16 protein-coding genes and 4 tRNA genes are annotated in these 14,713 nt (G+C 61.0%); 15 read left to right on the top strand and 5 right to left on the bottom strand.

Annotation, left to right across the window (positions count from 1 at the left end; all coding sequences use genetic code 11):
* Window positions 1-34: 34 nt before the first annotated feature.
* Genes I6I71_RS04455 through I6I71_RS04470 form a run of 4 tightly spaced genes read left to right on the top strand, consistent with a single transcriptional unit; the run spans window position 35 to window position 3,330 of the window.
* Window positions 35-280: a FeoA family protein gene (locus tag I6I71_RS04455; RefSeq protein WP_201822591.1), complete on the top strand. Its 246-nt coding sequence runs from the start codon at window positions 35-37 to the stop codon at window positions 278-280.
* Window positions 281-306: 26 nt separating this feature from the next.
* Window positions 307-2,313, top strand: a complete 2,007-nt coding sequence (gene feoB, locus I6I71_RS04460; RefSeq protein ID WP_201823343.1) for a ferrous iron transport protein B — start codon at window positions 307-309, stop codon at window positions 2,311-2,313.
* Window positions 2,313-2,630, top strand: a complete 318-nt coding sequence (locus I6I71_RS04465) for a MarR family transcriptional regulator (RefSeq protein WP_201822593.1) — start codon at window positions 2,313-2,315, stop codon at window positions 2,628-2,630. Before feoB ends, I6I71_RS04465 begins: the two co-directional genes overlap by 1 nt.
* A gap of 22 nt (window positions 2,631-2,652) precedes the next feature.
* Window positions 2,653-3,330, top strand: a complete 678-nt coding sequence (locus tag I6I71_RS04470) for a metal-dependent transcriptional regulator (RefSeq protein ID WP_201822595.1) — start codon at window positions 2,653-2,655, stop codon at window positions 3,328-3,330.
* On the opposite strand, the gene I6I71_RS04475 is transcribed toward I6I71_RS04470, so the two are convergent.
* The 4 genes from I6I71_RS04475 to I6I71_RS04490 are packed head-to-tail and all read right to left on the bottom strand — an operon-like array spanning window position 3,288 to window position 6,100.
* Window positions 3,288-4,154: a metal ABC transporter permease gene (locus I6I71_RS04475; RefSeq protein WP_157045392.1), complete on the bottom strand. Its 867-nt coding sequence runs from the start codon at window positions 4,152-4,154 to the stop codon at window positions 3,288-3,290. The two genes, I6I71_RS04470 and I6I71_RS04475, sit on opposite strands and share 43 nt — an antisense overlap.
* Before the next feature lie 8 nt (window positions 4,155-4,162).
* Complete coding sequence (locus I6I71_RS04480) at window positions 4,163-4,888, bottom strand: metal ABC transporter ATP-binding protein (protein ID WP_052205434.1); 726 nt, start codon at window positions 4,886-4,888, stop codon at window positions 4,163-4,165.
* A complete protein-coding gene (locus tag I6I71_RS04485) occupies window positions 4,885-5,823 on the bottom strand; it encodes a metal ABC transporter substrate-binding protein (RefSeq protein WP_201822597.1) in 939 nt (312 codons plus the stop codon). Before I6I71_RS04485 ends, I6I71_RS04480 begins: the two co-directional genes overlap by 4 nt.
* 34 nt (window positions 5,824-5,857) lie before the next feature.
* Window positions 5,858-6,100 (bottom strand): hypothetical protein, encoded by a 243-nt coding sequence (locus I6I71_RS04490; RefSeq protein WP_052205433.1) that lies wholly within the window; start codon window positions 6,098-6,100, stop codon window positions 5,858-5,860.
* Between the two features lie 93 nt (window positions 6,101-6,193).
* On the opposite strand from I6I71_RS04490, the gene I6I71_RS04495 reads away from it, so the two are divergent.
* Entirely contained in the window at window positions 6,194-6,883 is a 690-nt protein-coding gene (locus I6I71_RS04495; RefSeq protein WP_201822599.1) for a demethylmenaquinone methyltransferase, read from the top strand.
* Between the two features lie 10 nt (window positions 6,884-6,893).
* Here the strand turns inward: I6I71_RS04495 and I6I71_RS04500 are convergent, their stop codons facing one another.
* Window positions 6,894-8,123 (bottom strand): geranylgeranyl reductase family protein, encoded by a 1,230-nt coding sequence (locus tag I6I71_RS04500; RefSeq protein ID WP_201822601.1) that lies wholly within the window; start codon window positions 8,121-8,123, stop codon window positions 6,894-6,896.
* A gap of 106 nt (window positions 8,124-8,229) precedes the next feature.
* Between I6I71_RS04500 and I6I71_RS04505 the strand changes: the two genes are divergently transcribed.
* The 10 genes from I6I71_RS04505 to I6I71_RS04550 all read left to right on the top strand — a co-directional run bounded on the left by I6I71_RS04505 (window position 8,230) and on the right by I6I71_RS04550 (window position 14,712).
* Window positions 8,230-9,246: a polyprenyl synthetase family protein gene (locus tag I6I71_RS04505; protein WP_201822603.1), complete on the top strand. Its 1,017-nt coding sequence runs from the start codon at window positions 8,230-8,232 to the stop codon at window positions 9,244-9,246.
* 90 nt (window positions 9,247-9,336) lie between these two features.
* Window positions 9,337-9,421, top strand: a tRNA-Tyr gene (locus I6I71_RS04510).
* A gap of 325 nt (window positions 9,422-9,746) precedes the next feature.
* Window positions 9,747-9,819: transfer RNA gene (locus I6I71_RS04515), tRNA-Thr, on the top strand.
* A gap of 36 nt (window positions 9,820-9,855) precedes the next feature.
* Window positions 9,856-9,927: transfer RNA gene (locus I6I71_RS04520), tRNA-Met, on the top strand.
* A gap of 61 nt (window positions 9,928-9,988) precedes the next feature.
* A tRNA-Trp gene (locus I6I71_RS04525) sits at window positions 9,989-10,064 on the top strand.
* A gap of 25 nt (window positions 10,065-10,089) precedes the next feature.
* Window positions 10,090-10,419, top strand: a complete 330-nt coding sequence (gene secE, locus I6I71_RS04530; protein ID WP_070493879.1) for a preprotein translocase subunit SecE — start codon at window positions 10,090-10,092, stop codon at window positions 10,417-10,419.
* Window positions 10,420-10,570: 151 nt separating this feature from the next.
* Complete coding sequence (gene nusG / locus I6I71_RS04535) at window positions 10,571-11,350, top strand: transcription termination/antitermination protein NusG (protein ID WP_052205428.1); 780 nt, start codon at window positions 10,571-10,573, stop codon at window positions 11,348-11,350.
* Between the two features lie 170 nt (window positions 11,351-11,520).
* Window positions 11,521-11,949 carry a 50S ribosomal protein L11 gene (gene rplK / locus I6I71_RS04540; protein ID WP_052205427.1) on the top strand — a complete coding sequence of 143 codons (429 nt, stop codon included), beginning with the start codon at window positions 11,521-11,523 and terminating at the stop codon, window positions 11,947-11,949.
* Window positions 11,950-12,023: 74 nt separating this feature from the next.
* Window positions 12,024-12,731 carry a 50S ribosomal protein L1 gene (rplA, locus tag I6I71_RS04545; RefSeq protein WP_052205426.1) on the top strand — a complete coding sequence of 236 codons (708 nt, stop codon included), beginning with the start codon at window positions 12,024-12,026 and terminating at the stop codon, window positions 12,729-12,731.
* Window positions 12,732-13,161: 430 nt separating this feature from the next.
* A complete protein-coding gene (locus tag I6I71_RS04550; protein WP_201822606.1) occupies window positions 13,162-14,712 on the top strand; it encodes a TIGR03773 family transporter-associated surface protein in 1,551 nt (516 codons plus the stop codon).
* Window position 14,713: the final 1 nt, after the last annotated feature.

The following is a 14,713-nucleotide window of genomic DNA, read 5'->3' on the forward strand; positions in this document are numbered from 1 at the left end:
TACCTAATTCTTTTGACTTCAAAGGACGCGGCGCATGGCACAGGAGCTTTTGCTTATCGACGTTCCGGTGGGCACCCAAACCACCATCACCACCACCAACGCTGACGAGGCACTTGACCGTCGGCTGCACGAGCTGGGCCTGCGCCACGGCGCCGAGGTGACCGTGGTGCAAAAGACCGCCGGCGGCGGGCGTGTGGTGCGCACCAACAGCACCCGCTACGCGCTTGATGCACAGGCGCTGCGCAGCATTCACGTCCAGCACACGGAGGCGGCACTGTGAGTTCCCCAAGCACACCGATCAGCCCAATGAGCCCGGAATCCCATAGCGCATCCGCCTGCTCCCACTGCGGCACTACCCCGGACGAGGTCGCACACGGCCAGCCCACCATCGCGCTGGTCGGAGCACCCAACGCTGGCAAATCCACGCTCTTCAACGCGCTGACCGGCGCGGGCGTGACCATGGCCAACTACCCGGGAACCACCGTTGAGGTTTCCCGCGGCGTGTGGCACACCCGCAAGGGTTCGCGCCGGACGCCCAGTGAGAAGCACGGTGGGGACTACAACGTCATCGATTTCCCTGGTGCCTATTCGCTGGATCCGATCAGCCCCGATGAGGCGCTGACGCGCGAGCTGCTGTTGGATAACCCCGGCAGACTGGGGGAGGGCCGGCCTGATCTGGTCATGGTTGCGGTGGATACCGCCAACATCTCGCGCGGGCTCTATTTGGCTGCGCAGGTTGCGGAGCTGCCGTATCGCATGGTGATCGTGCTGACCAAGGGCGATGTCGCCCAGCGCCAGGGGCTTGAGGTGGACGCAGACGTCTTGTCGGCGAAGTTGGGGGTGCCGGTGGTGGCGCTTGACCCGAGGCGTAGAGAAGTAGCTGGTCTTGCTGAGGTGGTGCACGAAGAGCTGCACAAGCCGGTGGTCACGCACCGCCCGCACACCCCCGAGGATGACGGATTCGAGGCCGCCGATGCCCGCTTCACCTGGATCGATGATGCGGTCGCGGCCGCCACCCTGCGGGACGAAAGTCGCGCCACCACCTCCGAAACCATCGACCGTTTCGTGCTGCACCCAGTCCTTGGCCCGCTGATCTTCCTGGCGGCCATGTTTGTGGTCTTCGAGATCACCACCACCGTCGCCGCTCCTTTCCAAGACTGGATGGAAGGCTTCTTCACCGGGCCGTTATCCGACTGGGCGGCAGCCGGCCTTGTTGCGGTTGGCTTGGATTATCCATTTGTGCATGGCCTGCTTATCGACGGCCTCATCAACGGCGTCGGCATGGTCTTAACGTTCGTGCCTTTGATGGCGTTGATGTTTTTCTGCCTCGCGGTGCTAGAGGACTCCGGATACATGGCGCGCGCGGCCGTGGTGGCGGACCGCGTTATGCGGGCGATCGGCCTGCCGGGCAAGGCGTTTATCCCTCTGATTGTGGGCTTTGGCTGTAATGTGCCGGCGATTTCGGCGACGCGCGTTCTAGCGTCGCCAATCCAGCGTCGATTGACGTCCATGCTGGTGCCGTTTACCTCGTGCTCAGCCCGGTTGACGGTGTACGTGATGATGGCCAACGTCTTCTTCCCTGACCATGCGGGACTTGTGGTGTTTGCCATGTACGTGATCTCCATTGTGTTGGTGGTGCTCTCGGGCCTGGTATTGAAGAACCTGTTGTGGCGCACCATGGGTGCTGATCCGTTGGTGATTGACCTGCCGGTCTACCAGCTGCCCACGGCACATCTGACGGCGTCGGTGACTTGGGTGCGTCTGAAGGGCTTTTTACAAACGGCGGGCGGCATCATCGTCGCCACCGTGGTGGCCATCTGGTTCTTGCAGTCCACCCCGGCCGTTGCTGGTTACTCCTGGGGCGATGAGGAGCTGCACCCGCAGGACTCCGTCTACGGCGTGGTCTCTGAGGCAATCGCGCCGGTCTTTGAGCCGGCTGGCTTCAACTCTTGGTCACTCACCGGCCCGCTGATCACCGGATTTTTGGCCAAGGAGGCACTGATCTCCACTTGGGCGCAAACCTATGCGGTGGCTGATCCTCTGGAGGATGACGCCGGCCCCGAAGAGCAGGGTGACTCGGACCTGGCTAGGGCGGTGCGCGCGGACTTTGAGCAGTCCTCGGGCGGACACGCAACCGCCGCCGCCTGGGCGTACATGATCTTCCTGCTGGCCTACACGCCGTGTGTAGCAACGCTTGCCGCGCAGCGGCGTGAGATCGGCTGGAAGTGGACCATGATCACCATGGTGGGCCAGATCGGCGTGGCGTGGCTTTTAGCCGTGTTGACATTCCAGGTGCTGCGGGTGTTCATGTGATGTTTCGCAGAAAAACTCAAGCGCGAACGGCAACGCTGGACCTGCCGCCAATGGAGGCGGTCACCACCGCCATGCGTGAGGGTGCACGCAGCCGTAGGGAGATTTGCCAGCGCACTGGCTTGTCCACCTCCACAGTGGATGCGATCATCCACCACTTGGAGCGCACGGACCTGCTGAAGTTAGAACCGCTGGGCTCAGCGTGCTGCGCTGGCGGCTGCGGGTCCTGCAGTGCGTCGAAGTCGTGTACGGGGGAGCGCACCGCCAGCGGGCCTGTGGCGCTGGTGTTGATGACTCGGCCGGGTGCTGCTGGCAAGTAGCGCCGCAAGTAGAGTGGCCGATATGTCAGTCGGCGATCTTTCTCCCAGCACCCAGAACTATCTCAAGGGCATCTGGGCGCTGTCGGAGTGGTCGGATCAGCCGGTCACGTCTACCTCGTTAGCCAAGCACCTTGATCTGCGTAAATCCACCGTTTCTGAGGCGGTGCGCAAGCTGGGGGAGCAAGGCTTGGTCCAGCACCAGCCCTATGGAGCCGTCGAGCTCACAGAGACCGGCTACCGTTACGCGGTAGCGATGATCCGTCGCCACCGACTCATTGAAACCTTCTTGGTGGAAGCGCTTGGTTACACCTGGGATCAGGTGCACGATGAGGCCGAGAACCTCGAGCATTCCGTGAGTAATTTCATGGTTGAGCGCATCGACGCGTTCCTGGACCACCCCACCCGCGACCCACACGGGGATCCCATCCCTTCTGCCAGCGGGCGCATCGACGCACCCGAGGCCGTCCCGCTCACCGGCGTTGAGCCGGGACAGACGGCCACGATTGAGCGGATTGCTGACGATGACCCGAAGCTGCTCCAATTCTTGGACAGCCACGGGCTTGTTGTCGGCGCCACCCTGGAGGTGGGCCAGGGGGCGCCTTACTCCGGTGCGCTTGAGGTGCGGCTGGCCGGCGCCAGCGCAGCGGTCCCGCTTGGTCAGGAAGCCACAGACTCCGTCTTTGTGCGCTTGGAGGCGTAACGGCGCTCCCGGGTCACCCCGTGCGGGCCGAACAGGTACACCACGGCAAACACCACACCCTGCGCCAGCACGATCATCCCGCCAGAAGCCGTGTCTAGGTAGTAGGAGCAGTACAGGCCAATGATGGCGCATGCCGCGGACATGGCCGGCGCAATGATCAGCATGATGCCGAACTTGTTGGTGAGCAGATACGCGGTAGCGCCCGGGATGATCAGCATGGCCACCACCAGGATCACGCCGACAGCCTGCAGCGCCACCACCGAAGTCAGCGCCAACAGCGCCAGCAATGCCGCACCCAGCAACCGCGGGTTAAGCCCAATGGCATGCGCGTGGATCGGGTCGAAGGCGTAGAGCGTAAAGTCGCGGCGTTTGAGCACCAGCACGCTAAAGACAATCGCGCCCAGGATGGCCACCTGCAGCAAGTCATCGCGGGAGACACCAAGCAGGTTGCCAAAGATGATGTGGTTTAGATCCGTATGCGAGGGCGTGACCGAAATCAGCACAAGCCCCAGCGCGAACATGGTGGTGAACACGATGCCAATGGCCGCGTCCTCCTTCACCCGGGAGGTATCACGCACCAGCCCGATCAGCGCCACTGCGATGAAGCCGAAGACCACCGCACCCAGGGCAAACGGCACGCCCACGATGTAGGCCAGCACCACGCCGGGAAGCACCGCGTGGCTGACCGCATCACCCATCAGGGACCAGCCAACCAACACCAGCCAGCAGGACAACACCGCGCACACAACCGACGCCACCAGGGATGTGGCAAGTGCGCGCACCATGAAGTCATACGCAAACGGTTGCGTCAAGATATCGATCATGTTGCTGATCATGATGCGACCCCCATCCCGAAGCCCTGCACCAGGTTGTCGGGCTCTAACACCACGTCAGTTGGGCCGTGCATGAGCACCCGACGGTTCAACAGAACCGTCTCCGGCGCGAGCTGTGGCAACGCCACCAAATCGTGTGTGACCACAAAAATCGTCGTCCCTTCTGAAGCTAGCTCCTTAAGCAGGGCGGTGATGGTCGCCTCGGAGTGTTTGTCTACGCCGGCAAAGGGCTCGTCTAAAAGCATGATGCTCGCGCCTTGTGCAATGCCCCGGGCGATAAACGCGCGCTTTTTCTGTCCGCCGGACAGCTGCCCGATCTGGCGATTCGCAAACTCGGTGAGGTGGGTGCGCGCAAGGGCACTATTAACCGCCGCGATGTCATCGGCATGCGGGCGGCGGGTAAACCCCATGTGTCCGTAGCGGCCCATCATCACCACGTCGCGCACGGTGACCGGGAACTGCCAGTCCACCTCTTCGCTTTGCGGAACGTAGCCCAATACCTGTGTTTTGCGGGCGCGAAGCGGGTCCATGCCGTTGATGCGCACTTCGCCGCAGTCTGGCTTCGCCAACCCCATGATCGCCTTGAGCAACGTGGATTTGCCAGCGCCATTCATGCCGATCAGGCCGCAAATGCGGCCCGGCTCCACGGTCAGCGTTGCGCCGTCGAGCGCGAGCACATCGCCGTATCGCACCACGACGTTGTCAACCTCTATCGCCGGTGTCACTTTGTCCTCCCAGTCAGGCCCTCGATGATGGTGTTGGTGTCATGGCGGATCAGATCCAGGTAGGTCGGCACCGGACCGTTTTCTTCAGACAGGGAGTCCACGTACAGCGTGCCGCCGAACTGAGCGCCGGTGGCCTCAACCACCTGCATCATCGGGGCGTTGGAGACCGTGGACTCACAGAACACGGCAGGGACGTCGTTTTCCTTCACAAACTCAATGGCACCCGCGATCTGCTGTGGGGTGGCCTCCTGCTCCGCGTTGACTGGCCAGATGTAGCGCTCCGTCAGCTTTGCGTCGCGCGCCAGGTAGGAAAACGCACCCTCACACGTCACCAGCGCACGCTGGTTGTCGGGTACTTTTGCCAGCTTGGTTTCCAGCTCATCCTGGACGCCCTGGAGTTCGTTTTTGTATTTCTCGCCGTTGGCCTTGAAGTCCTCGGCGTGCTCTGGGGCGAGCTCACTGAACGCCTTCACAATGTTGTCCACGTACTTCTGCACGTTTACCGGGCTCATCCAGGCGTGCGGGTTGGGCTTGCCGGCATACGCGTCCTCGGCGATGTCGATCGGATCCACGCCCTCGCTGACCACGGCGTGCGGCACATCCAGATCAGCAACAAACTGCGCGAACCAGTTCTCCAGGTTCATGCCGTTATCCAAAATCAGGTCCGCATCCGCAGCGCGTGCGATGTCGCCTGGGGTGGGCTCGTAGCCGTGGATCTCCGCGCCGGGTTTGGTGATGGATTCCACCTTCAGGTGCTCGCCAGCCACGTTGGCGGCAATGTCTTGGATCACCGTGAACGTGGTCAGCACTACCGGCAGGTCCTTGTCGCTTGCAGTGGTGGAGGTTGTTTCCTGCGAGCTTTCCGCAGAGCAGCCCACCAGGCCAATGGAGAGGGCAGCGGTGAATGCAAGGGCAAGTGCCTTGGTTTTTATCATGTGGTTCCTTACTTTATGCGTTGGGAAGTGGCTTTTAGAGGTATGGAAGCGGCGGCGGGCCGACGCGGTGGGACGTGGCGATGAAACGGTCTAGTTTCTGCGCAGACTCATCACGCAGGTACACGGCAAGCAGCCGCATGAGGTTGAGCGTGACTTTTTCGGGATCGGCGCTTGAGTGCACGAGGCGTGCTGAGGCCACGTGGTCGCCGTCGCGAGCAGTCTCAAACAGCGTGATGGCTTCAAGCCACGCGCCCATGTTGGCTTCGTCATGTCCCATGGTGGTGAATAGTAAAGTTCGGCTACCCGAACTTGCAAGTAGAGGGAGGGTGAACAGCCTTCTTTTGTGGGTGGCGAAGTAGACTTGCGCAGCATGGCCAAGGCGGATCTGGAGAAAAAACCCTTCGACGTTGCCGGGATGTTCGACGACGTGGGCAAGAATTACGACAAAACCAATACAGTTTTGTCGTTTGGGCTGGATAAATACTGGCGATGCCGCACGCGCGAACGCCTCGAACTCAAACCCGGCGAGAAGGTCCTCGACCTAGCTGCCGGCACCGCTGTGTCCACCGTGGAGCTAGCCAAGTCCGGCGCATGGGTGGTTGCGTGCGACTTCTCCCAAGGCATGCTGGCGGCCGGCAAGGATCGCGACGTGCCCAAGGTTGTGGGCGACGCCATGTACCTGCCATTTGCAGACAACACCTTTGACGCCGTGACTATCTCCTACGGCCTGCGCAACGTGCACGACTTCGAAGCCGGCCTGCGCGAGATGGCACGCGTGACCAAACCAGGCGGGCGCCTGGCGGTCAACGAGTTCTCCACCCCCGTCATCCCCGGATTCCGCACCCTGTACAAGGAATACCTACCGCTGGCCCTGCCGCCGATTGCCAAGGTGTTTTCCTCCAACCCGGAGGCCTACGAATACCTGGCGGAATCCATCCGCGCCTGGCCTGACCAGGAGGCGCTTGCGCGCGCGATTAACGCCAACGGTTGGTCCGATGCGGGCTGGCAGAACTTGAGCGGTGGCATCGTTGCCATCCACAGTGCGGTGAAGAAAGGCTAGCGGCCCAAAACTAGCGCTGCACGTCCCACAGAGGGGCGTTTCGTGGCGCAAGCTTGGACACGGCGCGCCACGCCCTGGCGATCACATCGCGGTCGTTTTCGCTGACCAAATTGCCCATCAAGCGCGCCGCCGCCGGCATAAGGAAACGCCCGCCCACACCACGCATAGCCAAGGGTCCTGCGACTGGTAAGAACTGGGGATAGGTGAGCATGCGTGCAGCCGTGCGTGCCAAGACGAAAGCGTCACCGTAGGCCTCACGCAGCGCGAACGGCCACGCCAACGTCAGATCCATCGTGCCACCGGCGTTTGAGGCATCCGCGATCATGTCGATTACCATCACGGCAGTCTCCATGCCGTAGTCAATGCCCTCGCCGTTTAAAGGGTTGACGCACGCCGCAGCGTCACCAATCAGCGCCCAGTTCGGGCCAGCAACGTTGGACACCGCGCCACCCATCGGCAAAAGCGCAGAGGTGACGTCCTGCACAGGACCCAGCTGCCAGTGACCCACCTGCTGCTCGGCGTAGGTGCGCAGCAGCTTTTTGGTGTTTACCTTCGCCGGTCGGGCGTTGGTGGACAGGGCGCCGCAGCCGAGGTTCACATAGCCGTTACCAAGCGGGAAGATCCAGCCGTAGCCCGGTTGCACCGCAGACTCATCGCGCAGCTCAACATGGGAATGCATCCACGGGTCATCGCTGCGTGGGGATGCACAATATGATCTCGCCGCAATCCCATACACCTCACCCTTATGCCACTTTCTCCCCAGCTGCTTGCCAAAGGGGGAGCGCACACCGTCCGCAACAATCACCCACTTGGCGCGCACATCACCCTTTTGGGTGTGCACGGTGTGGATCGCGCCATCACGAAACGTCACGGACTCCGCCGCACACGACTGCCACACCGTGGCACCTCGTGCCTCAGCCTCAGCAACCAACGCCGCATCAAACGCTGCGCGCGGGCTGGCGGAACCAACCGCCGGATACTGGCCATCAGGCCACGGGGCGGTTACGTCCCCGCCGTAGCCGTGCAGCTTCAACCCCTTGTTGCGATACGCAGGCAACACATGCTCTAAACCAAGCGCCTGCAGCGTTGCCATTGCCCGGGGGGTGAGGCCGTCGCCGCAGGTTTTGTCGCGGGAGGGTGGCGCAGCGTCGATAAGCAAACAGCCCAAGCCGCGCTCCTGGGCGGCAATCGCCGCCGTTGCCCCAGCCGGACCTGCACCCACAACTACGACATCGAACATCACGTGCTCATTGTGCCAGCCCGGCCCTGCTGCAATCCCACAGGCATTGTGTGGACTACGGTTGTCACTGTCATATGCCCGTTTTCAACCTGCAAGGACATCATCGATGACCAACGGCATCCAGCCGTCACCACGCGGCGCGTTTCCCGTAGATCTTGGTAACGACGCGCTCAATGCACGCGTGACCAACGGCATGGCAAAGGTAGAAGCGCTACTAGCGGAGCGCCTCTCCAACGGAGAGCCGTTTATCACCGAAAAGGTCAACCACCTTGCCTTTGCCGGTGGCAAGCGTTTCCGTCCTCTGATGGCGCTGCTGTGCTCCGAATTCGGGCCGAACCCGGATGCTGAGAACGTGACCAAAGGTGCCGTGCTGACCGAGATGGTGCACCTGGCCACCCTCTATCACGACGATGTGATGGATGAAGCCGAGCGCCGCCGCGGCGTGGAATCCGCCAACGCACGCTGGGGTAATTCCGTGGCCATCCTCGCCGGCGACGTGCTGCTTGCGCACACCTCGCGCTTGATGGCGGAGATTGACACCGAAACGGTTGCCCACTTCGCCGACACCTTCCAAACGCTGGTCACCGGCCAGATGCGCGAAACCATCGGCGCGGGCGATCAGGACCCGGTGGAGCACTACCTGAAGGTGATTGAGGAGAAAACCGGCGTGCTCATCGCGTCCGCCGCCTACCTTGGCGCGCTGTTCGCCGGCGCCCCGCGCGAGACTGTGGAAAGCTGCCAGCGTCTCGGTGCCGCGGTTGGCCTCATCTTCCAGATTGTGGATGACATCATCGACATTTTCTCCGACCCCGAACAGTCCGGAAAAACCCCAGGCACCGACCTGCGCGAGGGCGTGTTCACCCTGCCGGTCCTCTACGCCATGGAGGAAGACTCAGAGGCCGGCCAGCAGCTGCGTGACATGCTCACGGGGCCCCTGCCTGACGACGCTCACGTGAACTACGCCCTCAACCTCATCTCCCAAACCCGCGGCAGGGAACGCGCCCTGGAGAAAGTCCACGAGTACCTCGCTGTGGTGGAACGCGAGCTTTCCTTGCTTCCGGACGTCCCCGCCAAGCAAGCCTTAGCCAACCTTTCCACCCTGACTGTGGACCGTGTTGGATAGCGCTTGGCTGGAGTTTTGTTGGGTGCTACCTGGCGATTTGCAAACTTGCGCATCCGGTGATGTAGAGTAATCCACGCGCTTACAGCGCACGCCAGGTTGCCCGAGCGGCCAAAGGGAGCGGACTGTAAATCCGCCGGCATTGCCTTCAGAAGTTCGAATCTTCTACCTGGCACCAAAGTAGAAAAACCCGTCCACGCAGATTGTTGCGGAGGGCGGGTTTTTCGCGTTCCCGGGCTGTCTCCGGGCCGTTCCCGCTCGGAGTCGAATGCAGTAATTCCGGGAGATGGTGTTGTTACCTGGGGGAATGGGGGTCAGAATGCAGTAATTCGGGAAATCTTTCGGTGGCTGGCCAAAGCCCTCTAAAACGCAAGCGTTATAACCCTTATAAAAACGCCGATTAACCTGCCGATTTGTGTTTAACTCACGTATCGGGTTAATCTTTCCCAGGCTTCAACGGAGCGGGTCACACCGAAAGGTGAGGTCCACAACATAGAGGCTGTGCCCCCTTAGCTCAGTCGGCAGAGCGTTTCCATGGTAAGGAAAAGGTCATCAGTTCGATTCTGATAGGGGGCTCTGCTGTTTGTTACGGTATCTACCTAGCAAACGCATGGCGGTGTAGCTCAGTGGTAGAGCAAGCGACTCATAATCGCTGTGTCGCGAGTTCAATTCTCGCCATCGCTACGTAACTCGGTTACGCGGCTTGTTTTGGCCGCGTGGTAGGGTCTAGGTGCATTTGCACTCTAGGGGCGTGGCGCAATTGGTAGCGCAACGGTCTCCAAAACCGTAGGTTGCAGGTTCGAGTCCTGTCGCCCCTGCCAGAACTTTCAAGTTGGAGGAGTTCTTTTGACTAACCCGAATGGTCAGACCCCCGCACAGCCGACCGGTAAGCGTCAGCTGCACGGGGCAACTCCCGTTTCCTCCGAATCCTACGAGGATAAGCACGGCTCCAAGCGCGCGGTTGCAACCGCTGACGATGATGAGCACGTAGCCGGCGGTATCGCAGCGTTCCCGGGCGAGGTGGCCCAGGAGATGAAGAAGGTCATCTGGCCTTCGCGCACCCAGATGCTGAACTACACCCTCATCACGTTCGCGTTCCTGATCATCCTGACCGCGTTTATGTCGGGCACGGACTGGCTTGGTACGCGTCTGGTTGAGTGGGTGCTCATCCGTTAGCTATACTGCACTTTGAACGTTTTCCCGCCACCTTGGCAGCAAGCCAGGGGAGGCGGGATACTTTTTCGCTAAGTCACCACCACGTGGGTGGGTAGGCTGGTGGGACAAGTAGGCGTCGGTAAGCAACAAGCTCTAGAAGATGGAAAAGCGAATGGATACTGAAAACCAGAACCTGAACGAAGCTGAACTCGAAGTCGAGGACAACCAGGAGATGATCGGCGAGGGTGCACCGGTGGAGCCGGAGACCGAGCCGCTGGAGCAGGAAGCCGCCCAGGAGGCTGACGCTGACTCTGAATACCGCGCTCGCCTGCGCGAATACACCCGTGAGCTGAAGAAGCAGCCGGGTGACTGGTACATCATCCAGTCCTACTCGGGCTACGAGAACAAGGTGAAGACCAACCTTGACATGCGTATTCAGACGCTTGAGGTGGAGGACTCCATCTATGAGGTTGTCGTGCCCATCGAGCAGGTCATGGAGAACAAGGACGGCAAGAAGAAGCTGGTCAAGCGCAAGCTGCTGCCGGGCTACGTGCTTGTTCGCATGGACATGAATGATGCCGCGTGGTCCGTGGTGCGCGAGACCCCGGGCGTGACCAGCTTCGTGGGTAACGAAGGCAACGCGACGCCGGTGAAGCACCGCGACGTGGCGAAATTCCTCATGCCGAAGGTCGCCCCGGTTGAGGGTAAGTCCAACGCGAACGAGGACGGCGAGACCGTCATCGCTATGCCGGAGGAGCAGACCAAGCAGCAGCTGGCACACGACTACCAGGTTGGTGAGGCCGTGACCATCCTGTCCGGCGCGCTGGCAAGCGTTTCTGCGACGATTAACGCGATTGATCCGGAGACCGGCAAGATCCAGGCCTTGGTGTCCATCTTTGGCCGTGAGACCCCGGTGGAGCTGACCGCCGACCAGATCGAACGCATTATGTAGGGCTGTTTTGCTTATCGACGCTTAAACCGCGTAACCTTAAACGCCGTCCGTCTTTTTCGGGCGGCGTTTTTCATTCGTTCATCCCCGGTTGCTGGGCTAAACCCGGAATCCGGAAGGGCGCACGCTAAACATCGTGGCTGCGTCCTGTACCAAGGAATTGAGGTAATTCGATGGCTAAGAAGAAGGTCACTGGCCTGATTAAGCTTCAGATCGAAGCTGGTATGGCTAACCCGGCTCCGCCGGTTGGTCCGGCACTTGGTGCCCACGGTGTGAACATTGTTGAGTTCACCAAGGCATACAACGCTGCAACCGAGTCCATGCGTGGCAACGTTGTCCCGGTTGAGATCACGGTTTATGAAGACCGTTCCTTCGACTTCATCCTGAAGTCCCCGCCGGCAGCGAAGCTCCTGCTGAAGGCTGCTGGCCTGCAGAAGGGCTCCGGCGTCCCGCACACCCAGAAGGTTGGCAAGGTCACCTGGGAGCAGTGCAAGGAAATCGCTGAGACCAAGAAGGCTGACCTGAACGCTCGTGACATCGAGGCTGGTGCGGCGATCATCGCTGGTACCGCTCGCTCCATGGGCATCGAGGTTGAGAAGTAAATAACAACGCCTTTGTGCGTGAGTGGCAGGGCCAAGCCAGGCCCGCAGACCACAACTCCTGAAAGGAACCCAACATGGCTAAGAAGTCCAAGAACTACAACGAGCAGTTTGCAAAAGTTGACCGCGACAAGCTGTACTCCCCGCTGGAGGCTGTGAAGCTGGCGAAGGAGACCTCGTCTGCTAAGTACGACTCCACCATCGACGTTGCAATGCGCCTGTCCGTTGACCCGCGCAAGGCTGACCAGCTGGTCCGCGGCACCGTGAACCTGCCGCACGGCACTGGTAAGACCGTCCGCGTTGCCGTTTTCGCTGAGGGCGAGAAGGCTACCGCTGCTAAGGAAGCTGGCGCTGACATCGTTGGCACCGACGAGCTGATCGAGCAGATCAACGCTGGCCAGCTCGACTTCGACGTGGCTATTGCTACCCCGGACCAGATGGCCAAGGTTGGCCGTGTGGCTCGTGTGCTTGGCCCGCGTGGTCTGATGCCGAACCCGAAGACCGGCACCGTTACCCCGGACGTTGCAAAGGCTGTTGAGGAGTCCAAGGGCGGCAAGATCGCTTTCCGCGTGGACAAGGCAGCTAACCTGCATGCTCTGATTGGTAAGGCGTCCTTCACCCCGGAGCAGCTCGCTGAGAACTACGGCGCTCTGCTGGATGAGGTTCTGCGTCTGAAGCCGGCTTCTGCCAAGGGTGTCTACCTGAAGAAGATCACCGTTTCTGCAACCCAGGGCCCGGGCGTTCCGGTTGACCCGTCCGTTCAGAAGAACTACGCAGAGGCATAAGCTTCTCGAGCTTCTAGGCTTTTCCAGCGCCCCGGCGCCAGGCTTTCATTGTCTGGGCCGGGGCGTTTTGGTGTTTTCGGGGTTGTTGGGGTGGTTTTGGGTGGTTTTCGGGTAGTTTTGGGGCGCCGCTGGCGGAAATCCTGACAAATTCGACGTGACCCCCGGCCCGGTTTGGCAAACTTGCAGGTCGCGAAAGCTCACGCTGTTCGACGGAACATATTTGTCAGGCGCTGGCGGAAATCCTGACAAATTCGACGAGCGGCCCTTAGTGATCTGACTAGGACCTGGGGAAACGCAAACTGCATCGTCAACTTTGTCAGGGGGGTGATCAGACGGGACCCGAGCTGGCGCTTTTGCATCGGCGCTTAATGAAAGTAGTATTCGTTAAGTGTTGAGAACAGTTCCCAATAAGGTGAAGGCGCTCTGGCTGGTGCCTGTCATTGCTGTCGTGCTGGCCATGGTGTGCATTGCGGCGTTTCCGGCAGGGGTGGCTAAAGCCGATACGCAACGCTTCGACCGCGGACACATTGACGCATTTAACGTCACCGTTAACGGCAGCGATCTGACGCTTGACCTGCAGGAAGATGTGACGGGGAGTCATGTGCGTCGTCAACCGGAAAGTGTGGAGCTGATCGTTGGGGAGGCGGCATATACCGAGGAGACGGTAAACGTCGCAGAGATCGCCACGGCCGGCTACCTGCTTCCACAGACGCAGCGTTCTGATCTGCTGTGGCCGGGTTGGGACACCCAAGGCGTGCGCGAAGGGGGTTTCGGCCGCGTGGATCTGGAGTTCTTAGAGGTCAGTGGCCCTGGCGAGGTTTACCTGTTCCAGACCGGCAGCTTCGGCTCGTTCCAGTCAGTCCTGGATGGTGGGCAGGCGAAGTTGGGCAGTGGTGCTCGCATTGTGCAGGAGGAGCCGTCCCACGTGCACGCGAACTGGCTGTTTGCCCAACCCGGTGTGTACACCATGCGAGTGGTGGCGAAGGCCGATGGTGTGGAGTCGAACCAGGCGGAGTACACGTGGCGAGTCGGGGATGGTGCAGCGACCACTAACACAAACGCCGAGGTTGAAAACCGTGCCAGCGAGCCCGCACCAGAGGCCCCAAAACAAGAGGCCCCAAAGCAAGAGGCCCCAAAACAAGAGGCTCCAAAACAAGAGGCGCCAAAACAGCAACCACAGCCACAGCAGCAGGCGCCGAAGTGCACGGCAACCCTGCGTCCGATGATCAAGGATGACCGCAACGTGCCGGCCACGTGGACGCGTCCGGAGGACTTGGTGTTTGGGCTTGGTCAGGCGGCAGAGGTGGACTTACCGCAGGCGGTCGGCCCAGTGCCGGCTGGCAAGGCGTGGATGATCGGTGCGACGCAGCAGGATAGCGTTCCGTGGCTTGGTGCGAACACGCAGCATGAAAGCTTGATCGCCAACACTACGGGCGAGGTCGCGTGGGAGGTCACGGGCTTTGACGGGCCTGGTTCCATGGTGGTGTTCACCCAGGGTGGCTTGGGCCAGGTGGTGGGGGAGCAGTGGTTTTCTGCAAGCAACGGCAAGCTAGAAGGCCGCCACACTATTCCGGCGAACTCGCATGTGCACCCTAACTGGGTGTTTTCGGCATCAGGGTCGTACCGGGTGAAGATTCGCCAGACTGCCACCACCAAGGCCGGTGAAGCCGTTAGTGGTGAGGCGGTGTTGACGTTTAACGTCGGTACGCCCGGCAACGCGGATAGTGGACACTTCGACTTCGGTTCGGTGTTTGACCCGGAGGGCAGCTGCGCCGCAACAGCAGGCCAAAACAGCGGCAACAACAGCAACGGCAACACCACAGAGACCCGCCCGGACGCCCTCGCGGAGACTGGCACCACCGTGATGACGGTGCCGTTTGCCATCCTTGGCCTGGGCATCCTGGTCTTTGGCGGCGGCATGATGTGCCTTGATACGGCGCTGCGCCGCAGGCTGCTCGGCACGTTCGGGGTAGGCCAGTGAA

Source organism: Corynebacterium riegelii (assembly GCF_016728505.1).
Classification (GTDB): domain Bacteria; phylum Actinomycetota; class Actinomycetes; order Mycobacteriales; family Mycobacteriaceae; genus Corynebacterium; species Corynebacterium riegelii.